The following is a 21,436-nucleotide window of genomic DNA, read 5'->3' on the forward strand; positions in this document are numbered from 1 at the left end:
CGGGGCCTGTGGGGAGAGAGGGAGGAGAGGGAGGAGGGGGAGGAGGGGGAGGAGAGGAAGGGGGAAGAGAGGCGCGAACGGAGGCGGCGGAGGGGCGACGGGGACACCGGGCGGCTCCAGTGGCTCGGCGCCGGTCCGGTCCGGCGCTTTCCCGGAGTCTGGGGTCGACCCGCCCCCACGGCACCGCACACCCCCGCCGCCGCGACCACGGTTCACCCATAAATCACTCCGACGGCGGCCGATCAGGGTGATGACACAAGCTCTCAGGGCTGACGGAACCTGTCCGTCGCCACCGTCAGCTCGTCCGCGATGCCGCGCGCCCCCGCGTTGTGCCCCGCGAGGTCGACGAGCACCAATTCGCTCTCCGGCCACGCCTGATGAAGCCGCCACGGGATGCCGAGGAGGTTCCCGAAGTCCAGGGTGCCCTGCACCATCACGCCGGGAATCCCCCGGAGGGAATCCGCGTCCCGCAGGACGACCTCGTCGCCGCCCAGCCAGTGGTCGTGGGCGAAGTAGTGCGTGACGGTACGCGCGAAACCGGCCCGGAACACCGCGTCCTCGTAGCGCGGCACGGACCGCGGCGGCGCCGGTACGCACGCCGTCTCCCAGTCCGTCCAGGCCCGCGCCGCGGCGGCCCGCACGTCCGGGTCGGGCGACTCCAGGAGGCGGTTGTACGCGGCGGCCAGGTCCCCGTCCCGCTCCGCCTCCGGCACGCCGTCACGGAACGCCTCCCACGCCTCGGGGAAGATCCGCCCGAGCCCGCGCGTCAGCAGGTCGACCTCGGCGCGGCTGCCCGTGGCAATCCCCGTGAGGACGAGTTCCGAGACGCGGTCCGGGTACGTCTGCGCGTAACGGAGGCCCAGCACGGACCCGAACGACACGCCCCACACGAGCCATCGCCCGATGCCGAGGTGGCGCCGCAGCAGCTCCAGGTCGGCCGTCAGGTGCTTGATCGTGTTGACGCCCATGTCGGCCGCCGGGTCGCTCGCGTGCGGCGTGGAGCGGCCGGCGCCGCGCTGGTCGAGCAGGACGATCCGGTACGCGTCGGGGTCGAAGTACCGGCGGAAGAAGGGGGTGCAACCGGAACCGGGGCCGCCGTGCAGCACCACGGCCGGCTTGCCGTGCGGGTTGCCGCAGGTCTCCCAGTACACGCGGTTGCCGTCGCCGACGTCGAGCATGCCGTGGTCGTAGGGTTCGATATCCGGATAGAGAGCCATCGGGGCAGGGTAACGGCGCCCGGTCTCACTCCGCCTTCGCGTTTCGCATGCGCCCGTAGGCGTACACGCAGCCCGCGAGCGCCAGGTCGGAGAGGAGCATGAAGCCGATGGAGTACGAGTCCTTGGCGCTGTAGATCGCGCCCATGACCAGCGGCGGCAGGAACCCGCCGAGACCGCCCACCGCGCCCACGATGCCGGTGACGGAGCCGACCTGCGGCTGCGGTGTGACCTGGGAGACGAGGGCGAAGACGCTGCCGCTCGCGGTGCCGAGGCCCGCCGCCATGAACAGGAAGCAGATCGTGCCCATCGGGTTCAGCGCCGGGTCGAAGGCCTGCAAGACGGCGAAGAGCGCGACGACGGCGAGGGCGACCGTGGTGACCGTGGCCGGGTGGATCCGGTCAGAGAGCCAGCCGCCGATGGGCCGGAAGATCACGGTGACGAGCGCGAACCCGGCGGCCTTGGTGCCCGCGTCGGTGGGTGAGAGGTCGTACCAGGTCTTCAGGTACGTGGGCAGGTACACCCCGAAGGCGACGATGCCGCCGAACCCGATCGCGTAGAGGGCCGAGAGCTCCCACGTCACCCTCAGCCGTCCCGCCTGCCCGAGACGGGTGCCGAGGGAGCTGGTGGGAACGGGCCGGTCGGGGCGGTCGGTGATGAGGAAGAACGCGAGCACCGCGAAGGCGGCGAGCGCGATCGCCACGACGACGAACGGCAGGTTCGCGCCGTGCTTGGCGATGCGCGGGGTGAAGTAGCCGGAGAGCGCCACACCGCCCATGCCCATGCCGAAGACGCCGAGGGCGAAGCCCCTGCGGGCGGGCGGGAACCAGGAGTTCACCAGCGGGATGCCGATGGCGAACGTCGTCCCGCCGAGGCCGAGCAGGAAGCCCACCGCGATCATCGCCCCGAAACTGTGCCTCGCCGGAATGATCAGCAGCACCGGGATGATGGTGAGCGCCGAGACCAGCGGGAACATCTTCCGGGCGCCGTAGCGGTCGGTGAGCGCGCCGACCGGGACGCGGCCCAGCGAGCCGACGATCACCGGCACGGCGACCAGGAGCGACTGCTCGAAGGAGCTCAGGTTCAGCCGGTCCTTGAAGTCGCTGCCGAGCGGCGCCACCAGCGCCCACGCCCAGAAGGTGAGCGTGAAGCCGATGGTCGCCATCACCAGGTTGCGGTAGGCGGCACCGGAGGGCTTGTCCGCCGACGTGCCGGAGGGCTTGTCGGCCGACATGCCGGAGGGCTTGGCTGCGCGAGTCTCGTCCACGTCCTCACGCTAGGAATCAGCGCCCGGCGCGGCTCACTCTGCTGGGCCGTTCGGGTGCAGCCCCGCCTCGAAGGCCGCCGTGCGCAGCACCTCCCGCAGCATCTCCGGGGTGAGGCGCCCGGTGAACGTGTTGCGCTGGCTGACGTGGAAGCAGCCGAAGACGTCGAGGGGCTCCTGTTCCGGGCGTGCCGGGTCGCCCGCGAGCCGTACGTGCGCCCCGTGCCCGAACGTCGGGCGCGGCCTCGGCACCTGCCAGCCCGCCGCGGCGAACGCGGGGAACGCGGCCTGCCAGCCGAAGCCGCCGAGCACGACGACCGCCCTGAGCGTCGGCGCGAGCAACTGCATCTCGCTCACCAGCCAGGAGCGGCAGGTGTCACGCTCCTGCGTGGTGGGTTTGTTGGCGGGCGGCGCACAGTGCACGGGCGAGGTGATGCGCGTGCCGTACAGGGTCAGGCCGTCGTCGGCGCTCTCCGCCGTGGGCTGGGAGGCGAGCCCTACGTCGTACAGCGCCGGGTAGAGGAACGCGCCCGAGCGGTCGCCGGTGAACATCCGTCCTGTGCGGTTGGCGCCGTGCGCCGCGGGCGCGAGGCCGACGATGAGGAGCGCGGCGTCGTGCGGCCCGAAGCCGGGCACGGGCCGCCCCCAGTAGTCCCAGTCCTCGAACGCGGCGCGCTTGGTGCGCGCCACCTCCTCGCGCCACGCGACGAGACGGGGGCAGGCGCGGCACTCGGTGATCCGCTGGTCCAGTTCGCTCAGGCCGTCCATCCCCCCACCGTACGTACGCGCACGCGCGCCGCGCCGCGCCGGGCCCGCTCAGGTCGCCACGGCCCCCAGCGCCACGAACCCGCAGATCAGCACGGCGAGGACGGCGAGCAGCGGCCACACGAACCGCAGGTACTTGTCGTAGCCGACCTTCGCCAGCGCCACGCCGCCGATGGTGACGGCCGTCGTCGGCACCCACAGGTTCATCCAGCCGCTGGCCGCCTGCCACGCCGTCACGACGACCGCGCGCGAGACGCCCGCGAAGTCGGCGAGCGGGGCGAGGATCGGCATGGCGAGCGTGGCGTGGCCCGAGGTGGAGGGGATCAGGAAGGCGAGCGGCAGGTTCACGAGGAAGACGATGACCGCGAAGAGCCCGGACGAGGTGCCCTTCACGACCCCCTCGATGGAGTGGAGCACGGTGTCCGTGATCCTCGAGTTGTTCATGATGGTCGTGACGCCGCGGGCGAGCAGGATGACCAGCGCGGGCGAGACGAAGTCGGCCGCGCCCTGGACGATCGTCGAGCTGAGCCGGGGCTCCCCCATGCGCGCGACGATCCCGACGAGGACCGCCGCGCAGAGGAAGAGCGCGGCCAGCTGCGGGAAGGACCAGCCGAGTTCGAAGCCGTACGGTGTCGCGTCGGCCTTGCCCGTCAGCGCGCTCGCCCAGGGCACGACCGAGAAGATCATGAACGCGAAGACGAGGCCCGTGGTGACGAGCACGGCCTTGTGCAGACCGGTGAGTTGGGGCACGTCGGAGGCTTCCTCAGCATCCCGGTCGCCATCCCGGTCGCCGTCCCGGTCGCCATCCCGGTCGCCGGGCAGGAAGCCGGAGAGGGAGCGCTCGGGGTCGCGTCGGACGCGTTGCGCGTAGCGGATGACGTACGCGACGGTGACGCCGGTCAGCACGATCCACATCGCGGCGCGGAGCACGATGCCGTCGCCGAGCGAGATGCCCGCGGCGGACGAGGCGACGCCCGTCGCGAAGGGGTTCACCGTCGAGCAGAGCACTCCGACGCCCGCGCCGAGAATGATCACGCCGACCGCGGTCATGCGGTCGTACCCGAGGGCGAGCATCAGCGGCACGATCAGACCGTAGAAGCCGAGCGTCTCCTCGGCGAAGCCCTCGACCGTGCCGAGCAGCGAGAACACCACCATGACACCCGCGATGAGCAGCGCCCCGCGCTCGCGCAGCCGGTGCGCGAGCCGTCCGATGCCGCGGTCGAGCGCGCCGGTCGCGAAGACGACGGTGATGAACGCGCCGATGGCGAGGACGAAGAGGACGACACCGGCACTGCCGTACAGCGAGCCGGTGTTGTCGGGCGCGACCAGCGAGGTCTTGTCGTCCTGAATGCCGTAGAGCCCGTTGACGGGTGACAGGAAGAGGTCGTTGAGGCGGTCGACGAAGGACTGCCCGGAGTCGACGCGGTGGTAGGTGCCCTCTACGGGGGCGCCCGCTTTGTTGCGGTCGTACTGTCCGGACGGGACGAGGAAGGCGAGCAGCCAGACGGCGACGGTGACGATCGCGAGGACGGTGAGGGCGCTGGGAAAGGTGAACTTCGCCTTGTCGGACGGCTTCTCTTCCAAAGGTGCCTGCGCCGTACTCACGCGGCACCGCCACGCGACTCTCCCGGCTGCCCGCCGAAACCGGCCGCGTACTCCCGTACGAAGGCACACATCGCGATGACCGTGCTGCGCAGCTCCGAGAAGAGGACGCGCTCGTTCGGGGCATGCAGATTGCACATGCTGTCCTGCGCACCGAACAGCAGCACCTCGGCGCCGGGTGCCGCCTTCGCCAGCCCGTTGACGAGCGGAATGGACCCGCCGGTCGCCACGTACGAGGCGTCCTGCCCCCAGCCCTCGCGCAGCGCGACGAGTGCGGCGCGGTAGGCGGGTCCGCCGGTGGCGGCCTCGAAGCCGGGCCCGGTGTCGCCGGGTGTGACGGTGAGCGGAACACCGAAGGGCCTGAGGGAACGCAGGTGTTCCACGAGCCGACTCTGCGCCTCCCTCGGGTCCTGCCTCGGGTGGAAGCGGAGGTTCAGCCTGGCTCTCGCGGAGGGCACGACGGCGGAGGCGGCGTGCTGCACGCTCGGGGCATCCAGGCCGATGACGGTGATCGCGGGCCCGCTCCACAGCCGCTCGCCGAGGCTGCCGCTGCCGATGAGCGGCACGCCCTCGCGCACGCCCGCGAGCGAGCGGAACTCCTCTTCGGTGTACGAGGTACCGGCCCACTCCTCGCGCCGCAGCCCTTCGACGGCGACGTCCCCGTGGACGTCGTGCAGGGTGGCGAGGGCCTTCAGGAGGACGAGCAGCGCGTCGGGCGCCGCTCCGCCGAACTCGCCGCTGTGGCGCGGCTCGTCGAGGGTGCGGACCTCGACGGTCACCTCGGCGGCGCCGCGCAGGCCGGTGGTGAGGGTGGGGGTGCCGGGGCGCAGGTTGCCGAGGTCGGCGATGACCATGGCGTCGCAGGCGAACCGGTCCGGGTCGGTGGGCGGGTAGTCGTCGAAGGCGCCGCCGTACTCCTCCTGCCCCTCGATGACGATCTTGATCCCGACGGGCGGCCGTCCCCCGTACGCCCGGACCATCCCGAGGTGCGCGATGACGTTGGACTTGTCGTCCGCGATGCCCCGGGCGCGCAGCCCGCCCTCGACGGGTGTCGGCTCGAAGGGCGGCGACTTCCACAGCGACGCGTCGCCGGGCGGCTGTACGTCGTAGTGGCCGTAGAGCAGGACGGTCGGCGCGTCCGGGGACGGGGGCGGGATCTCCCCGTAGATCACCGGGGCGGTGTCCGGCAGGTCGAGCCGCTCGACGTGCGGGACGCCCGCGTCCCGCAGCAGCCCGGCCACCAGGTCGTGCGCTTCCTCGACGGGCTCGGCGGGGAACCCGGGGAACGCGATCGAGGGGATCGCGGCGAGCCGTTCCAGGTCGGCGCGGAGTCCGTCCATCAGACCGTCGACGGTGGCTTCGAAAGACGTCATGGGCAGCACTCCCGGGATTCGCGTGGCACGTCCGCACGTCCGGGCCGAGATGTCCGGACCGATTTGATGCGATCAGTCCGAATTATCGACGGCCGAGGTCAGCGGATTCCGGACGGCTCGCCGTGAGACGAACAGCCCACCCCGAAGCCGCACTAAGGTCGACACATGGCTTCGGAGACTTCAGGGGACGGCGGCCGGGGCGGCATGTCGGATGGCGGCTTGAGGATGGGGCTGGGCGGCGGCTCGGGCGCCGGGCTGGGCGGCGGGTCGGGCGCCAGGCTGGGTGCTGGCCCTGTCGCCGGGCTGGGTGCTGGCTCAAGCAGCGGCGCGGACGTCGGTCCGGGAAGCGGCGCGGGCGTCGGTCCGGGAAGCGGCGCGGGCGTCGGGTCGCGCACCGGTGCGGACACCGGGTCCGGCGGTAGGCCGAGCGGCAGGCCGGGCAGCGGTTCGGGCGACAGGCCGGGCGACGAGCTAAGCAACAGGCCGGGGGCCGGGCCGGGCGACGGCCCGGGCGCCGGTCCGGGCGTCGGGTCGCACACCGGCGCGGACACCGGGTCCGGCGGTGAGCCGGGAGGCAGGCCGGGCGGCAGGCCAAGCAGCGGTTCGGGCGCCGGATCCGGTGGAGATCCGGGGAGTGGGCCGGGCAGCGGTGCGAGCGACGGGCCGGGTGGCGGTGCGGCGGGGGAAGGATCCGTGCGGGTCGACAGTTGGATCTGGTCGGTCCGGCTGGCCAAGACCCGCTCGGCGGGCTCCGCCGCGTGCAAGGGCGGTCACGTCCGGGTCAACGGGGAGCGCGTCAAGCCCGCGTACGGCGTCCACGTGGGCGACGAGGTGCGCGTGCGGCAGGCCGGCGGCCGGGAGCGGATCGTCGTCGTGAAGCGCCTCATCCGCAAGCGCGTCGGCGCACCCGTCGCCGTCGAGTGCTACGTCGACAACTCCCCGCCTCCGCCGCCCCGCGAGGCCGTCGCCCCCGCGGGCATCCGCGACCGCGGCACCGGCCGCCCCACGAAGCGGGACCGCCGCGAGATGGACCGGCTCCGCGGAGCGGAGGGGTAAGGACCGGAAGGGTGAGAACCGGAGAGGTAAGAAGCAGAGGAGTAGGGAGCGGAGGAGTAGGGAGCGGAGCGGAGGGTTAAGGGGCCACCGGCACGGCCCGCACCCACGTGCCGTCGTCCGTGAGGTACTCCTCGACCTCCAGGTCCGCCTCCGCGAGCGCCGCCTCGAACTGCTCCCTGTCGAGGGGTCTGGCCCGGAACGTCTGGGTCCATTCGGCGTCCGGGAACACGTACTCCGCGCGCACCTCGTTCACCCCGTCGCCGACCGGCGTCGCCGAGACGATCCGCACCGTATAGCCCCCCGGGTCGACCCGCTCCCTCGGCAGGTTCGTGTGGTAGTCCGCACCCTCCCGCTGTATGAGCACGCAGCCCTGGTCCGTGACGTGGTTCCGGCAGGCGCGCAGCATCCGGCGCCGCACCGCCGTGTCGCCGTTGTGCACGAGGAACGACGCAAGCATGACCACGGGGAACTTCTCGTCCAGGTCGAGCTTCTCTATGGCACTGCGAACCGTCCGCACCCCGCCGTCGAGCACGGCGACCTTCTCCAGCATCTCGGCGGACTCGTCCACGGCCGTCACCCGGAAGCCCCGCTCCAGGAGCGGACGGGTCACCCGCCCCGCACCGCAGCCCAGTTCCAGGATGTGCGCCCCGGCGGGCACCGCGGCCTCGATGACATCGGGCTCGTCCCCGACGGACAGGCGCGTGTACAGCTCGACCGCGCACCCGTCCGGCGTGATCGCGCCGGGCCCTGTCCCCTCGTATCCCTCACGCATCTCCACGCTCATGCCCGCCCAACGAAGCGTGCGACCCCCCGGTTCCCCACCCCCGCACCACCCCGCCGACTACAGCGGGAACCAGCCATGCCCCACGTACCAGTGACCGCCCGCCCGCAAGTGGTCGCCCACGGCCCTCTCCACCCGCGTTCGCCTGGGAAGTTCGGCCACGGGGAGGTCCCGGTCGCCGAAGACGAAGGCGATGGGGTCACCGTCCGACGGCCCCTCCCCGTACCTGTCCGCCTGACGGAATCGCCGCTGGAAGCGGACGATGTTCGAGTCATCGGGAAGGTACGTCCGCAGCTGCGGGTCGAGCAGCCAGGAGTGGCAGACGGCTGTCTCGAAACGTTCCTCGGGGAAGTGGCGCGCGAAGAACTCCCGCGCCAGGAACAGCGACCGATCACAGGCCTCGGGCGTCAACGCGCCCCGGAAATCGGTGATGTGGACGTTCAGGCAGGGGTCACCCGGCCCCGCCCGGTGCCCGGCCGCCGCGACCGCGCCGCCCATGCGCCCGCCCAGCACGGCACGCTGGAACTGCAGCCGCCCCAACTGGAACAGCTCACCCCGGAAGTGCAGACCGAGCCAGTCAGGCACGAGGAGCCCCCGGCTGCCGCGCGCCCTGTGGTGCACCGCCAGATGGCGCCCGAGGTCGGCGAGGGTGTGCCGCGAGACGTCGTCGGGAATGCCGCGGCCGCGATGGTAGGCACGCACGTGCTCCAGCGCCGCCACGTACACGAACACGAAGAAGCAGCGCCCGAGCTCACCCCACGCCTCCGGCAGCACGGGTGCACGCCCGCCGCCGACCTTCCCCATGTCGCGCACGACGGCGTCCACACAGCGGTCGAGCAGCCAGCGCGCCTCCGGATCGGCCCACAACCGACCGCGCAGCGCCACGAGCGGATTGATGTCCTCGTGCGGCACGGCGAGGTCGAGGAGCACCTCCGGCAGCGCGTCGGCGTCCGGCAGAACCGCCGCGGCCCGTGGCTCCCCCGCGTCTTCCAGCTCCCTCAGCCACGCGGCGAGGTGCTCGTCGGCCCTGAGCGCTTCCAGCACGTTCTCACCCTCTTTATCCTGTAAGGGAGGATCCTGTAAGGGAGGAATCCCGTAAGGGAGGAGATGACCTCCCATGATGCGTACAGGCAGTGAACCGGTGACCGCACGCAGTCCCCTGCGGATGCGTCTTTGGTTCAGCGTATGGGGCCTGGCCTGGGCCGTCTTCGGCACCGTGGCCTTCGCGCTCGCGGACCGGCCGGGGTGGGCGGCGGTGTGCGGCGCGCTGGTGGTCGTGATCGCCGTCGACATGGCGTGGGTCGTACACCGGATGCGACAGGGCTCGCACTACCAGCCGGGCAGGAGCGTACCCCCGTACGAACCGCCGAACGCCCGGTAGCCACCGGACGCCCACAACAGTGCGCGCCTGCCCCTCTACGCCTCTACTCCTCGTCGAAGCGGGCCGCCGCCACGTACTCCGGCTGCGGGTCGAGGGCGGCCGCGAGCCGGAAGTGGCGCCGCGCCTGCTCGGGCCGCGCACCGCGTTCGTAGGTGCGGGCCAGCGCGAAGTGCGCGAACGCGTTGTCCGGCTCGCGCTCCAGGACGGTGCTGAACTCCAGCTCGGCGGCGCGCAGTTGTGCGGTGGCGAAGAAGGCGCGGGCCCGCAGCAGACGGGCTGCCGTGTTCTCGGGGTGGGCGGCGATGACGGTGTCGAGCAACTTCACCGCGCCGCGCGGATCCCGGGCGGCGAGAAGCTGCTCGGCCGCTCGGAAATCGATGACATGGGTCTCCGGAGTGATGTCGGGCACGCCGGGCTCCTTCCCTCGCTCCCCCGCCTCAACGCCCGCCACACCCCGGCCTATTCCGCCCGCGCGTGAACTCGTGCCCCACGCGCGCGTGAACCCGCGCCCTACGGGTGCCCTACGCGCGCACCCTACGGGCGTGCCCTGCGCTCCAGGTCTGCCCAGACCTCGCCGACCCGCTCCGGGAGGCCTTCCAGGGGGCCGTCGTTGTCGACGACGATGTCCGCGATCTCCAGGCGCTTCTCGCGGGTGGCCTGCGCGGCCATCCGCGCGCGGGCGTCCTCCTCGCTCATGCCGCGCAGCCGCACCAGGCGGTCCATCTGCGTCTCGGGGCTCGCGTCGACGACGATCACGAGGTCGTAGAGCGGCGCGAGGCCGTTCTCGGTGAGGAGGGGCACGTCGTGGACGACGACGGCGTCGTCGGACGCGGCCTGTTCGAGCTCGGCGGAGCGGGCGCCCACCAGGGGGTGCACGATCGCGTTGAGGGCGGCCAGCTGCTCGGCGTCCGCGAAGACGACCGCGCCCAGCTTCGGCCGGTCCAGCGAGCCGTCCGGGGCGAGGACATCCGTCCCGAAGGCCTCAACGACGGCCGCGAGACCGGGCGTTCCGGGCTCCACGACTTCCCTCGCGATCTTGTCCGCGTCGATCAGCACCGCTCCGGACGCGACGAGCAGCCGCGACACCTCACTCTTGCCGGCACCGATGCCGCCGGTCAGGCCAACTTTCAGCATGCCGGGAAGCTTAGAGCCTGGCGTTACGCGTCGCCCTCGCGCTCGGCGAGGAAGCGTTCGAAGTCACGGCCGATCTCGTCCGCCGACGGGATGTCCAGCGGCTCGGCGAGCATGTTGCCCCGCTCCTGCGCGCCCGCCGCAGCGTCGTACTGGTGCTCCAGCCCCTGAACGAGCGCGACGAGTTCCTCGTCGCCCTCCTGGATCTGCCGGTCGATCTCGGTCTGCGTCCGGTGCGCCTCGGTGCGCAGTCCGTGGGCGACGGTGGGCAGCACCAGGCCGGTCGCGGCCGTGATGGCCTCGAGGACCGTGAGGGCCGCGTCGGGGTACGCGGAGCGCGCGATGTAGTGCGGCACGTGCGCGGCGACGCCCAGCACGTCGTGGCCCGCCTCCAGGAGGCGGTACTCCACGAGGGATGCCGCGCTGCCCGGCACCTGCGCCTCGTCGAAGGGGCTGCGGTGCCCCGGCACGAGGTCGGTGCGGTTGCCGTGCGGCGTGAGACCCACGGGGCGCGTGTGCGGTACGCCCATGGGGATGCCGTGGAAGTTCACGGAGAGCCGCACACCGAGCCGCTCAACGATCTGCTGGACGGCCGCCGCGAACCGCTCCCACTCGACGTCGGGCTCGGGCCCGGAGAGCAGCAGGAAGGGCGCGCCGGTGGCGTCCTGGACGAGGCGGACGTCGAGCGTCGGCACCTCGTAGTCACTCCAGCGGTCGCGCCGGAAGGTGAGCAGCGGGCGGCGGGCGCGGTAGTCCACGAGCCGGTCGTGGTCGAACGTGGCCACCACCTGCCCGGGGAGGCCGTCCGTGAGCCGCTCGACGATCTGGTCGCCGGTTTCGCCCGCGTCGATGTATCCGTCGAAGTGGTAGAGCATGACAAGTCCGGCCGACTCCTGGGCGAGCGCCATGTCGACGACGGCGAGGCCCTTCGGCTCCCATGCGTACAAACCCTGCGGATCAAGCACTGTGACCGCTCCTCCTCGTGTTCGTAGTGGAGAACACGCGCAGCGTCACGGGCATTCCCGGCCGTCCTTGCGGAGCCACGGAGTTGGAGAGCTGATCCTCGCTGGTCCATACCTTGACGCGGACATGCTCCCGCTTCTACGTTCATAGGCGCATCCAGTGTTCATGTACGAGAACGACTGACAACGTGCGAGAACACATCCACGAACCCACTCCGGACCACGCCGACGGGAAGGCCACCCCCCATGCGCACCCGACGCCCCCTGCTCACCGCCCTGTTCGCCACGACAGCCGCCACCGGCGTGCTGGCCACACCCTCGTTCGCGAGCACGTCACCCCTGTCGGCCCGGACCATCGAGGTCTCCACGGCCGCCGAACTGAAGGCGGCGCTCGGCGACGTCTCCCCCGGCGACACGATCCACCTCGCCGACGGAACGTACTCCGGGAACTTCAAGACCTCCGTGGCGGCGAACACCAACGCCCGCATCACACTGACCGGTTCATCGAAGGCGGTGCTCAAGGCGGGCGGCGGCTACGGCCTCCATCTGAACGGCGCCGCGTACTGGACCGTAAAGGGCGTCACCGTCACCGGCGGCCAGAAGGGCATCATGATCGACTCCGCGCGCGGCGTCGTCGTGGACAGCGTCACCGTCCACGGCCTCGACATGGAGGGTGTCCACTTCCGCAAGTCGAGCAGCGACGGCGTGATCAGGAACTCGCGGATCTTCGACACCGGGAACGACGATCGCGGCATGGGAGAGGGCGTCTACGTAGGCACGGCCAACACGCTCTCCGACAAGAGCGACCGTGTGCAGATCCTCGGCAACACGATCGGCCCGGACGTGGGCGGCGAGGCGGTCGACCTCAAGGAGGGCACCACGGGCGGCAAGGTCTCGGGCAACACGTTCGACGGCAGGGGCCTGACCGGCAACCACTACGACGACTCGTGGATCGACGTGAAGGGCAACAACTACGTCATCGAGAACAACACGGGCAAGAACACGACGAACAACGGCTACGAAACCCACTCCCAGCAGTCCGGCTGGGGCTGCGGCACGGTCTTCCGCGGCAACAGGTCCACCCTGACGGGCGCGACGGGCGACAAGCAGCTGGCGATCAACGTGACGAACTACAGCGGCAGCTGCAAGACGACGGTCTACGCGAGCAACACGGTGACGGGCGGCAAGGGCCTGACGAACATTACGGTGACGCCGTAGGAGCGGGTCCCGAAGGGACAAGCTTCCAGGGGCGCGGGGAACTGCGCGCCCAGCCCCCACCGATCCCGCACCCGATCCCGATCCCGATCCCGCCCTCGAACCCGATCCCGCACCCGAAAACAAAGAAACGGGCCCGCACCTCCGAAGAGGTACGGGCCCGCAACGTTCAACTACCGCCTAGAGAGAGCGACGCGAGGTCAGCTCTGACCGCCGGCGAGCTTCTCACGAAGCGCGGCGAGCGCCTCGTCCGAAGCAAGGGCGCCGGAGTTGTCGTCCGACTCCGAGGAGTACGAACCGCCGCCGCCGCCACCGCCGGTACCGGCGGACGGGGCCGCGCCGGCCGGAGCCGCCGCACCCTCGGCCTCGGCCTGAGCGTCGGCCTCGCGGGACTTGATGACCTGGGCCTGGTGCTGCTCGAAGCGCGTCTGCGCCTCGGCGTACTGACCCTCCCAAGCCTCGCGCTGGGTCTCGAAGCCCTCGAGCCAGTCGTTCGTCTCGGGGTCGAAGCCCTCGGGGTAGATGTAGTTGCCCTGGTCGTCGTAGGACGCGGCCATGCCGTACAGGGTCGGGTCGAACTCGACGGCCGACGGGTCGGCGCCGAAGGACTCGTTGGCCTGCTTCAGCGACAGCGAGATCCGGCGACGCTCGAGGTCGATGTCGATGACCTTGACGAAGATCTCGTCGTTGACCTGGACGACCTGCTCCGGGATCTCCACGTGGCGCTCGGCCAGCTCGGAGATGTGGACCAGGCCCTCGATGCCCTCGTCGACGCGCACGAACGCACCGAAGGGAACGAGCTTGGTGACCTTACCGGGAACGACCTGCCCGATCTGGTGCGTGCGGGCGAACTGCTGCCACGGGTCTTCCTGCGTCGCCTTGAGCGACAGGGAGACGCGCTCGCGGTCCATGTCCACGTCGAGAACCTCGACGGTGACTTCCTGGCCGACCTCGACAACCTCGGAGGGGTGGTCGATGTGCTTCCAGGACAGCTCGGACACGTGCACGAGACCGTCGACGCCGCCGAGGTCCACGAACGCACCGAAGTTGACGATCGAGGAAACGACGCCGGAGCGGACCTGGCCCTTCTGCAGGGTCGTGAGGAAGGTCTGGCGGACCTCGCTCTGGGTCTGCTCGAGCCAGGCACGGCGGGACAGGACCACGTTGTTGCGGTTCTTGTCCAGCTCGATGATCTTGGCCTCGAGCTCCTTGCCCACGTAAGGCTGGAGGTCGCGGACGCGGCGCATCTCGACGAGGGAGGCCGGCAGGAAGCCACGGAGGCCGATGTCGAGGATGAGACCACCCTTGACGACCTCGATGACGGTACCGGTGACGATGCCGTCTTCTTCCTTGATCTTCTCGATCGTGCCCCAGGCACGCTCGTACTGAGCGCGCTTCTTGGACAGGATCAGACGGCCTTCCTTGTCCTCCTTCTGGAGAACCAGGGCCTCGATCTCATCACCGACGGCGACGACCTCGTTCGGGTCGACGTCGTGCTTGATGGAGAGCTCGCGGCTCGGGATGACGCCTTCGGTCTTGTAACCGATGTCGAGCAGGACCTCGTCCCGGTCGACCTTCACGATGACGCCGTCGACGATGTCGCCGTCGTTGAAGTACTTGATCGTCTCGTCGATCGCGGCGAGGAAGGCTTCCTCGTTACCGATGTCGTTGACCGCTACCTGCGGAGTGGTGGCGGTGGTCTCGGTGCTGCTCGTCATGTGGGTAAGGGCTCCGGTACGGACATTGAAGTCGTAGGTACTGCAACGCGCCGGAGCCGATTTCGCTCTGAAGAAGCCGGACAGCCTAGGAAGCGCGACTTCCGCGAAACGGAAGGCGCCTCGACAACCGAGGGGACATACAACAGACGCGAGCGCAGCCTGCTATGTCTGAGGAGCGCAGGCTCGCAGCGCAACTTGTAGCATACGGGGGCAGCCGGACAGGGTCAATGCGCGAAGGCGCACACCCGGGGCGGATCGCCTCATACCCGGCACAAAACCTGTCGCATGAGGCCACACGGGCCGTACCGCGCCCCCTTCGCGACGAGGTTTCGACGGAAGACACGGAAGAGTACGACGATGGAGCCGATCATCCAAGAGTCCGAACTGCCCGAGCCCGAGGCCACCCGGCGTGACGCGAACGTCACGGAGAGCAGCCGAGCCAATCGCGGCTGGTGGGACCGGAATGCCGACGAGTACCAGATCGAGCACGGCACGTTCCTCGGGGACGACCGCTTCGTGTGGGGTCCCGAAGGGCTCGACGAGGTGGAAGCGGAACTTCTCGGTCCGCCTGAGGAGCTCAAGGGCAAGGACATCCTGGAGATCGGCGCCGGCGCCGCGCAGTGCTCGCGCTGGCTGGTCTCGCAGGGCGCCAGGCCGGTCGCGCTCGACCTCTCGCACCGCCAGCTCCAGCACGCGCTGCGGATCGGCGGAAACGTTCCCCTGGTGCAGGCCGACGCGGGGGTGCTCCCCTTCAAGGACGCCTCCTTCGACCTGGCCTGCTCCGCCTACGGGGCCCTGCCCTTCGTCGCCGACCCCGTGCTCGTCCTCGAAGAGGTACGGCGCGTGCTGCGGCCCGGCGGCCGTTTCGTCTTCTCCGCGACGCACCCCATCCGCTGGGCGTTCCCGGACGAGCCGGGTCCGGAGGGCCTCTCCGTAGCGGCCTCCTATTTCGACCGCACTCCTTATGTCGAGCAGGACGACGACGGCAACGCCGTATATGTGGAGCACCACAGGACGATCGGTGACCGGGTGCGGGACATCGTGGCCGCCGGACTCCGGCTCGTCGACATCGTGGAGCCGGAGTGGCCCGCCTGGAACACCCAGGAGTGGGGCGGCTGGTCCCCGCTGCGCGGAAACCTGATCCCGGGGACGGCCATCTACGTGTGCGTACGAGACTGACGTACGTGATCGGTCTCCGTAACGAAGCGCTGGATCTGCCCGTACGCGACGCGCTGCCCGCCCTCCGGTCCGCTCTGGAGGGGCCGGGCAGCGCTGTGCTGTGCGCCCCGCCGGGGACGGGCAAGACGACGCTGGTGCCGCTGGACCTGGCCGGGCTGCTCGATGCCTCGCGGGGGTCACGTCGTGTCGTCGTCGCCGAGCCGCGGCGGATCGCGGCGCGGGCGGCGGCCCGGCGGATGGCGTGGCTGCTCGGCGAGAAGGTGGGCGACAGCGTCGGCTACACGGTGCGCGGTGAGCGCGTGGTGGGCCCGCACGCGCGCGTGGAGGTCGTCACGACGGGTGTCCTGCTCCAGCGGCTCCAGCGGGACCAGGAGCTGGCCGGTGTGGACGTGGTCGTCCTGGACGAGTGCCACGAGCGGCATCTGGACGCGGACACCGTGGCGGCGTTCCTGGTGGACGTGCGGGCGGCGCTGCGGCCCGAGCTGCGGCTGGTGGCGGCGTCCGCGACGACCGACGCGGAGGGCTGGGCGCGGCTCCTCGGGGACGCGCCCGTGGTGGAGGCACACGGGACCGCGCACCCCGTGGAGGTGGTGTGGGCGCCGCCGCCGCGCGCGGTGCGGCCGCCGCACGGGATGCGGGTGGACCCGGCGCTGCTGTCCCACGTGGCGTCGGTGGTGCGGCGCGCGCTGGCCGAGCGGGAGGGGGACGTCCTCTGCTTCCTTCCGGGGGTCGGCGAGATCGCGCGGGTCGCCGGGCAGCTGACGGGCCTCGGCGACGTGGAGGTACTGCGGGTGCACGGGCGGGCGCCCGCGGCGGTGCAGGACGCGGTGCTCGCCGGGTCGGCGGGCCGGCGGGTGGTGCTCGCGACGTCGGTGGCCGAGTCGTCGCTGACGGTGCCCGGGGTGCGGGTCGTGGTGGACGCGGGGCTCGCGCGCGAGCCGCGGGTGGACCACGCGCGCGGGCTGAGCGCGCTGGCGACGGTGCGGGCTTCGCAGGCGGCGGGGCGGCAGCGGGCGGGGCGTGCCGGGCGTGAGGCGCCGGGGGCCGTGTACCGGTGCTGGGCCGAGGCGGAGGACGGGCGTCTGCCGCGTTTTCCCGCGCCGGAGATCAAGGTGGCCGACCTCGCGGCGTTCGCGCTGCAGGCGGCCTGCTGGGGCGATCCGGACGCCTCCGGGCTCGCGCTCCTCGATGCTCCGCCGGGCGGCGCGATGGCGGCGGCCCGTGAGGTCCTCGTGGCGGTCGGCGCGGTGGACGCGGGCACGGGCCGGGCGACGGAGCGGGGGACGCGGATGTCGCGGGTGGGGCTGCACCCGCGCCTTGCGCGGGCCCTGCTGGACGCGGCGCCTCGGGTCGGTGCCCGCCGTGCGGCGGAGGCGGTGGCGCTGCTGAGTGAGGAGCCGCCGCGCGAGTACGGCGACGACCTGGCGGGCGCGTGGCGGGCGGCGCGCGGCGGCAGGGACGCGTACGGGGCGCGGTGGCGGACCGAGGCGAGACGCCTGGCGTCGGCGGCGCCCGCCGGGGCGGCCGAGGAGGACGGGAGCGACGAGTACGTGGCCGGTCTGGTGGCGGCCCTCGCGTTTCCGGAGCGGGTGGCACGGAGCGTGGGCGGCGGAACGTATCTGATGGCGGGCGGGACCCGGGCCGAGGTCCGGCAGGGGTCCGCGTTGTCCGGGGCGCGGTGGCTCGCGGTGGCCGTGGCCGACCGTCCGGTGGGCGCGGGCCACGCGCGCGTGCTCCTGGCCGGGCACGTCGACGAGGACGCCGCGCGTGCCGCGGCGGCTCCGCTGTACTCCGAGAGCGACGAGGTGGCGTGGAGCGGCGGCGACGTCGTGGCGCGGCACGTGGAGCGGCTCGGCGCGGTCGAGCTCGCGGTGCGCCCCTTGAAGAAGCCCGCTCCCCGGCTCGTGCGGGAGGGACTGCTCGCCGGGCTGCGGGAGGAGGGCACCCGGCTCCTGAACTGGTCCCGGAGCGCCCGGGAGCTGCGGGAGCGGCTCGCGTTCCTGCACCGGCACCTCGGGGCGCCCTGGCCCGACGTATCGGAGAACGCGCTCCACGCGCGCGTGGACGAGTGGCTCGAGCCCGAACTGTCCAGGGCCCGGCGCCGGGCCGACCTGGCGAGGATCGACGCCGGGCAGGCGCTGGCGCGGCTGCTGCCGTGGGCGACGGGCGAGGCGACGCGCCTCGACGAGCTCGCCCCGGAACGCCTGGAGGTGCCGAGCGGGTCCAGGATCCGGATCGACTACTCCGACCCCGGACAGCCGGTGCTCGCCGTCAAGCTGCAGGAGATGTTCGGCCTCGCCGAGACCCCGCGCATCGCCGACGGCGCCGTCCCCGTCGTCGTCCACCTCCTGTCCCCCGCGGGGCGCCCCGCGGCCGTCACCGCCGACCTGGCCTCCTTCTGGCGGTCCGGCTACCGCGCGGTCCGCGCCGACCTGCGCGGCCGCTACCCGAAGCACCCGTGGCCGGAGGACCCGGCGACGGCGGAGCCGACCCGCTACACCAAGGCCAGGCAGGCCGCGCGGGGTTCCGAGGGCCAGGGCCCCGGCGACCGGTCCCCTAGGCGTTGACGGGCTCCGGTTCGGGGTCGGTCTCCGCCGTGGGGGTCGGATCGCCCGGCCTGCGGCCGCGGGCCTCCAGCCAGAGGGAGAGGGCCAGCAGGAGGATGCCGAGGGTGAGGAAGCCCCAGGGGAGGTACGAGGTCAGCAGGAGGACCAGGACGCGCTGGGACTTGACCAGGTCGACGGTGTCCTTGATGTAGTCCTCGCGCATCTTCACGTGTCCGGAGAAGACGGTGACCTTGTCGCGGTCGCCGAGGAGGGTGCCGCCGCGGAGTTCGTTGTTCTGGATCTCCTCTCCGTAGACGGGCGCTCCGGTGGTGGGTTCGACCCAGAACTTGCGGACGGTGGTGTACCAGCGGGTGGTGCCCGTCTTGGCGAGGGACTCCGGAGTGATGCCTTTGACGGGCATCGTCTTGGGGAAGGGCACTTTGGTCCAGGGGATGGTCTGCTCGAAGTAGTAGACCTCCAGGCCGCGGAAGTTCTGGGTGCCCTTGTAGTGGATGGGGCGGGTGATGCGGGCCTGTGCGTCGAAGTACTCGTAGTCCCGCTTCTCGGTGAGGAAGGGCCACTTGAACTCGATGCCCTCGCGTTTGACGGGGTCCCCGTCGACCGCTTCTCCCGTGGCGTGGACGGGTTCCTGGCTGTGCGCGTCGAAGATGTAGCGCTCGGGGATCTTGGAGACCATCTTGCCGTCGGCGTCCTGGACGTAGGAGAGGGCGTCCCAGACCACGACGTCGCGGTCCGCCGTCCTCTCGATCCTCTCGGAGGCCTCGACGTTGCCCTTGAGGGTCTGCACGATGGTGACCTTGTCGATCTTCTCGGCCTTCATGGAGCCGTAGTCGATGAGGGTCGGGTCGTCCGCCTCCAGGACCGCCTCCTGGTACTGGCTCGGCGGGATCTTCGCGAGCCGCGGGAAGGCGTACCAGCGCATGAGCGGGGACATGGCCGTGCAGAACACGGCGAAGGCGAGCAGGACGAGGCTGGCCTTGCGGCGCATCGCGGCGGCCCTCCCTACGTCTATGGGTGCTTGGGGACAGTGGTGAGGAGCGGCTCGGGGGACGTCTCGCCCGGTGGGGCGCCGATCGCCGTGATGGTCAGGACCAGGGCGAGCGCGACGGCGAGGCCTGCGGCGGCGGCGATGAGGGCGCGCATGCGGGGCCTCCCCATTTCGGCGTACGGCCGGAACTGATTGGTCGTCAGGTCGGGCACCGTAGCAACGGCAGAGCGAGATGAGAACACGTTGCACAACACAGGACCGCCCCTCCACCGGGTGGGCGGAGGGGCGGTCCTGTGGAGTCGCGGGGCCGACCCGGGCGGGTCTGGGCGGGCCCGCCCGGTCAGACGCCGGGAGAAGCGCTCGTGGAGGCGCTCGGAGACGTGCTCGGCGTGGCACTGGCGGAGTCCGACGGCGACGGCGTCGTGTCGGGCTCCGGCGCGGTCACCTTCAGCTCGACGGTCAGCGTCGCGCCGCCCTCCGTGACGATGCGCAGCAGGTACGTGCCCGCCGCGCCGTCCGCGTACATCTTCGGGAGCTTCAGCACGCCGTTCGCACCGGTCTTCAGACCCGTCAGAGTGCGGACCGGCTTGCCGTCCGCGCCCTTGAAGTACGGACCCTTGTCGTTGGCGGACGCGTCCGTCGCCGACTTGATCATCGTGGCGGTCGCCGCGACGCCGTCCGCGACCTTGCCCTTGTGCGTCGCCCTGACCTCGACCTGCTCGGCGAACTCCTTGCCGGGCTCGCAGACCAGCGGCTTGGCGCTGGTCCTGGCGAGCGCGTCGGCGACGCGTGCCACGGTCTGCGCCTCGAAGTCGATACGGGACGCCGCGTGGCCCAGAACCCGGGCCTGCACGACGAACTCGCCGGCCTTCTGCCCTGCTTCGAGCACTGGCGCGGTGGCCTTGCCCCGGGAGTTCGTGGTGACGGTGACACCCCGCACGCCGCCTTCGAAGCGGGCGTCCGTGTCGCCGGACACGGTGAACCGCACCTTCACCTTGGGCACGAATACGCCCGACTCGGTCAGGGCGCGCACCGCGACACGCTCGCTGAAGGCGTTGCCCGTCTTCGCGACGAGGTCGCCCGTCCCCGCGTTCGCCAGCGCGTCGACGTCCGCGGGCGCGGGCGGCTTCTGCGAACCGCCGTCGCCCGGCGGCTTCGGCTTGGAGCTGCCGCCGCCGTTGTTCCCGGGCTTGTCGTCGTTGCCGGGGTTCGGCTTGGGCTTGGGCTTGGACGACGGCGAGTGCGACGGCGTCGGGTCCGGACGCAGGCCCGGGTAGCGGGTGTCGCTGCGGTCGTCCGGCAGGACACCCTTGCCGTCGGGAACCTCGTGGGTGCCCTTGCGGTAGTACTCCAGCCACGACAGGACCGTGTTCAGGTACTCCGTCGACCGGTTGTAGCTCAGGATCGCCTTGTGCAGGTCGGCCTCGACGGACAGGTCACGGCCGCCCGCGCACAGGTAACGGCCCGCGGCGAGCGCCGCGTCGTAGATGTTGTTGGGGTCCTTCTCGCCGTCGCCGTTGCCGTCCTGGCCCCAGGACGCCCACGTCGACGGAATGAACTGCATCGGGCCTACGGCACGGTCGTGCGTGCTGTCCCCGTCGTACGCGCCCTTGTCGGTGTCGGTGATCTTCGCGAAGCCGTCGCCGTTCAGGACCGGGCCGAGGATCGGCTTGAGCGTCGTACCGTTCGCGTCGACACGGCCGCCGCGGGCCTGGCCGGACTCCACCTTGCCGATGGCGGCGAGGAGTTGCCAGGGCAGGTTGCAGCCGGGCTTGTCCTTGCTGAGGGACGCCTCGGCCTTCTTGTACGCGTCGAGGACCGTGGCCGGCACGCCCGCCTCATCCTCTTTGTCGCCGCCGTTCGGGGCGGTCGGCGGGACGGGACTCTGCAGGGGCGGCAGATCGGTGAAGTACGGGGAGTCGCCGGTCGCGGAGTCACCGGACGGCGGCGGGGTGTCCGCCGCGCCTGCCGCCGGACCCTCGCGCCCCACGTCCGTCACGCCCGGGGCCTGCGACGCGGCGAGGGCCGCCACCGCCGCCGCGGCCACCGCAGCGGTCACCGTTCCTCTGCGCAGCCGCCTGCCGATTACCGGCGCCATGCCGAGCCACCCCTCCCCATTGACGACTGTTGCGCGTCGCCCCACCCCCGGTGCACGCTGGTTGACAGCCGCGCAGCAGTCCTGCGCGTTCACGCCTGCCTTCGCACGCGCGTGCTCTCAGTGGATCGACTCAGCCGACACT

At 71.5% G+C, this 21,436-nt stretch carries 19 protein-coding genes; 5 read left to right on the forward strand and 14 right to left on the reverse strand.

Annotated elements, in window-relative coordinates:
- Positions 1–263: 263 nt before the first annotated feature.
- The 5 genes from pip to NOO62_RS10500 form a co-directional block, all read right to left on the reverse strand.
- Positions 264–1,217: a prolyl aminopeptidase gene (gene pip / locus NOO62_RS10480; protein WP_268770610.1), complete on the reverse strand. Its 954-nt coding sequence runs from the start codon at positions 1,215–1,217 to the stop codon at positions 264–266.
- 25 nt (positions 1,218–1,242) lie between these two features.
- Positions 1,243–2,448, reverse strand: coding sequence for a nitrate/nitrite transporter (locus NOO62_RS10485; RefSeq protein WP_268775555.1), 1,206 nt, complete (start codon positions 2,446–2,448; stop codon positions 1,243–1,245).
- Positions 2,449–2,514: 66 nt separating this feature from the next.
- On the reverse strand, positions 2,515–3,246 hold the full coding sequence (locus NOO62_RS10490) for a uracil-DNA glycosylase (RefSeq protein WP_268770611.1): 732 nt from the start codon (positions 3,244–3,246) through the stop codon (positions 2,515–2,517).
- 48 nt (positions 3,247–3,294) lie between these two features.
- On the reverse strand, positions 3,295–4,848 hold the full coding sequence (locus NOO62_RS10495) for a YfcC family protein (protein ID WP_268770612.1): 1,554 nt from the start codon (positions 4,846–4,848) through the stop codon (positions 3,295–3,297).
- A complete protein-coding gene (locus NOO62_RS10500) occupies positions 4,845–6,218 on the reverse strand; it encodes a M20/M25/M40 family metallo-hydrolase (RefSeq protein ID WP_268770613.1) in 1,374 nt (457 codons plus the stop codon). Before NOO62_RS10500 ends, NOO62_RS10495 begins: the two co-directional genes overlap by 4 nt.
- Before the next feature lie 693 nt (positions 6,219–6,911).
- Between NOO62_RS10500 and NOO62_RS10505 the strand changes: the two genes are divergently transcribed.
- Positions 6,912–7,274: an RNA-binding S4 domain-containing protein gene (locus tag NOO62_RS10505; protein ID WP_268770614.1), complete on the forward strand. Its 363-nt coding sequence runs from the start codon at positions 6,912–6,914 to the stop codon at positions 7,272–7,274.
- Positions 7,275–7,350: 76 nt separating this feature from the next.
- On the opposite strand, the gene NOO62_RS10510 is transcribed toward NOO62_RS10505, so the two are convergent.
- Positions 7,351–8,046 carry a class I SAM-dependent methyltransferase gene (locus NOO62_RS10510; protein WP_268775556.1) on the reverse strand — a complete coding sequence of 232 codons (696 nt, stop codon included), beginning with the start codon at positions 8,044–8,046 and terminating at the stop codon, positions 7,351–7,353.
- A gap of 69 nt (positions 8,047–8,115) precedes the next feature.
- Positions 8,116–9,057, reverse strand: coding sequence for an acyltransferase domain-containing protein (locus NOO62_RS10515; protein ID WP_268775557.1), 942 nt, complete (start codon positions 9,055–9,057; stop codon positions 8,116–8,118).
- A 118-nt stretch (positions 9,058–9,175) separates the two neighbouring features.
- Here NOO62_RS10515 and NOO62_RS10520 point away from each other — a divergent pair, with 118 nt between their 5' ends.
- Positions 9,176–9,436 carry a DUF6343 family protein gene (locus NOO62_RS10520; protein ID WP_268775558.1) on the forward strand — a complete coding sequence of 87 codons (261 nt, stop codon included), beginning with the start codon at positions 9,176–9,178 and terminating at the stop codon, positions 9,434–9,436.
- Positions 9,437–9,479: 43 nt separating this feature from the next.
- Here the strand turns inward: NOO62_RS10520 and NOO62_RS10525 are convergent, their stop codons facing one another.
- The 3 genes from NOO62_RS10525 to NOO62_RS10535 all read right to left on the reverse strand — a co-directional run bounded on the left by NOO62_RS10525 (position 9,480) and on the right by NOO62_RS10535 (position 11,532).
- Positions 9,480–9,845 carry a tetratricopeptide repeat protein gene (locus NOO62_RS10525; RefSeq protein WP_268770615.1) on the reverse strand — a complete coding sequence of 122 codons (366 nt, stop codon included), beginning with the start codon at positions 9,843–9,845 and terminating at the stop codon, positions 9,480–9,482.
- Positions 9,846–9,970: 125 nt separating this feature from the next.
- Entirely contained in the window at positions 9,971–10,570 is a 600-nt protein-coding gene (coaE, locus tag NOO62_RS10530) for a dephospho-CoA kinase (RefSeq protein ID WP_268770616.1), read from the reverse strand.
- A 23-nt stretch (positions 10,571–10,593) separates the two neighbouring features.
- On the reverse strand, positions 10,594–11,532 hold the full coding sequence (locus NOO62_RS10535; RefSeq protein WP_268770617.1) for a PAC2 family protein: 939 nt from the start codon (positions 11,530–11,532) through the stop codon (positions 10,594–10,596).
- A gap of 243 nt (positions 11,533–11,775) precedes the next feature.
- Here NOO62_RS10535 and NOO62_RS10540 point away from each other — a divergent pair, with 243 nt between their 5' ends.
- Complete coding sequence (locus NOO62_RS10540; RefSeq protein ID WP_268770618.1) at positions 11,776–12,747, forward strand: right-handed parallel beta-helix repeat-containing protein; 972 nt, start codon at positions 11,776–11,778, stop codon at positions 12,745–12,747.
- 197 nt (positions 12,748–12,944) lie between these two features.
- On the opposite strand, the gene rpsA is transcribed toward NOO62_RS10540, so the two are convergent.
- A complete protein-coding gene (gene rpsA / locus NOO62_RS10545; protein WP_268770619.1) occupies positions 12,945–14,462 on the reverse strand; it encodes a 30S ribosomal protein S1 in 1,518 nt (505 codons plus the stop codon).
- Between the two features lie 357 nt (positions 14,463–14,819).
- On the opposite strand from rpsA, the gene NOO62_RS10550 reads away from it, so the two are divergent.
- Positions 14,820–15,641 (forward strand): class I SAM-dependent methyltransferase, encoded by an 822-nt coding sequence (locus NOO62_RS10550; protein ID WP_268770620.1) that lies wholly within the window; start codon positions 14,820–14,822, stop codon positions 15,639–15,641.
- Between the two features lie 5 nt (positions 15,642–15,646).
- Positions 15,647–18,208: an ATP-dependent helicase HrpB gene (gene hrpB / locus NOO62_RS10555; protein WP_268770621.1), complete on the forward strand. Its 2,562-nt coding sequence runs from the start codon at positions 15,647–15,649 to the stop codon at positions 18,206–18,208.
- Here the strand turns inward: hrpB and NOO62_RS10560 are convergent.
- The 3 genes from NOO62_RS10560 to NOO62_RS10570 form a co-directional block, all read right to left on the reverse strand.
- Entirely contained in the window at positions 18,198–19,196 is a 999-nt protein-coding gene (locus NOO62_RS10560; RefSeq protein ID WP_268770622.1) for a DUF3068 domain-containing protein, read from the reverse strand. The genes hrpB and NOO62_RS10560 overlap by 11 nt on opposite strands.
- Positions 19,197–19,216: 20 nt before the next feature.
- Positions 19,217–19,351, reverse strand: coding sequence for an SPW_0924 family protein (locus tag NOO62_RS10565; protein ID WP_107098168.1), 135 nt, complete (start codon positions 19,349–19,351; stop codon positions 19,217–19,219).
- 185 nt (positions 19,352–19,536) lie between these two features.
- Positions 19,537–21,294 carry a lytic murein transglycosylase gene (locus NOO62_RS10570; RefSeq protein WP_268770623.1) on the reverse strand — a complete coding sequence of 586 codons (1,758 nt, stop codon included), beginning with the start codon at positions 21,292–21,294 and terminating at the stop codon, positions 19,537–19,539.
- Positions 21,295–21,436: the final 142 nt, after the last annotated feature.

It is taken from the genome of Streptomyces sp. Je 1-369, assembly GCF_026810505.1.
Classification (GTDB): Bacteria; Actinomycetota; Actinomycetes; order Streptomycetales; family Streptomycetaceae; genus Streptomyces.

Bases quoted from the DNA above. Each gene is read 5' to 3' on its own strand.
- pip (WP_268770610.1), bottom strand. From the start codon at position 1,217: ATGGCTCTCTATCCGGATATCGAACCCTACGACCACGGCATGCTCGAC.
- NOO62_RS10485 (WP_268775555.1), bottom strand. From the start codon at position 2,448: ATGTCGGCCGACAAGCCCTCCGGCACGTCGGCGGACAAGCCCTCCGGT.
- NOO62_RS10490 (WP_268770611.1), bottom strand. From the start codon at position 3,246: ATGGACGGCCTGAGCGAACTGGACCAGCGGATCACCGAGTGCCGCGCC.
- NOO62_RS10500 (WP_268770613.1), bottom strand. From the start codon at position 6,218: ATGACGTCTTTCGAAGCCACCGTCGACGGTCTGATGGACGGACTCCGC.
- NOO62_RS10510 (WP_268775556.1), bottom strand. From the start codon at position 8,046: ATGCGTGAGGGATACGAGGGGACAGGGCCCGGCGCGATCACGCCGGAC.
- NOO62_RS10520 (WP_268775558.1), top strand. From the start codon at position 9,176: ATGCGTACAGGCAGTGAACCGGTGACCGCACGCAGTCCCCTGCGGATG.
- coaE (WP_268770616.1), bottom strand. From the start codon at position 10,570: ATGCTGAAAGTTGGCCTGACCGGCGGCATCGGTGCCGGCAAGAGTGAG.
- NOO62_RS10540 (WP_268770618.1), top strand. From the start codon at position 11,776: ATGCGCACCCGACGCCCCCTGCTCACCGCCCTGTTCGCCACGACAGCC.
- rpsA (WP_268770619.1), bottom strand. From the start codon at position 14,462: ATGACGAGCAGCACCGAGACCACCGCCACCACTCCGCAGGTAGCGGTC.
- NOO62_RS10550 (WP_268770620.1), top strand. From the start codon at position 14,820: ATGGAGCCGATCATCCAAGAGTCCGAACTGCCCGAGCCCGAGGCCACC.
- NOO62_RS10560 (WP_268770622.1), bottom strand. From the start codon at position 19,196: ATGCGCCGCAAGGCCAGCCTCGTCCTGCTCGCCTTCGCCGTGTTCTGC.
- NOO62_RS10565 (WP_107098168.1), bottom strand. From the start codon at position 19,351: ATGCGCGCCCTCATCGCCGCCGCCGCAGGCCTCGCCGTCGCGCTCGCC.
- NOO62_RS10570 (WP_268770623.1), bottom strand. From the start codon at position 21,294: ATGGCGCCGGTAATCGGCAGGCGGCTGCGCAGAGGAACGGTGACCGCT.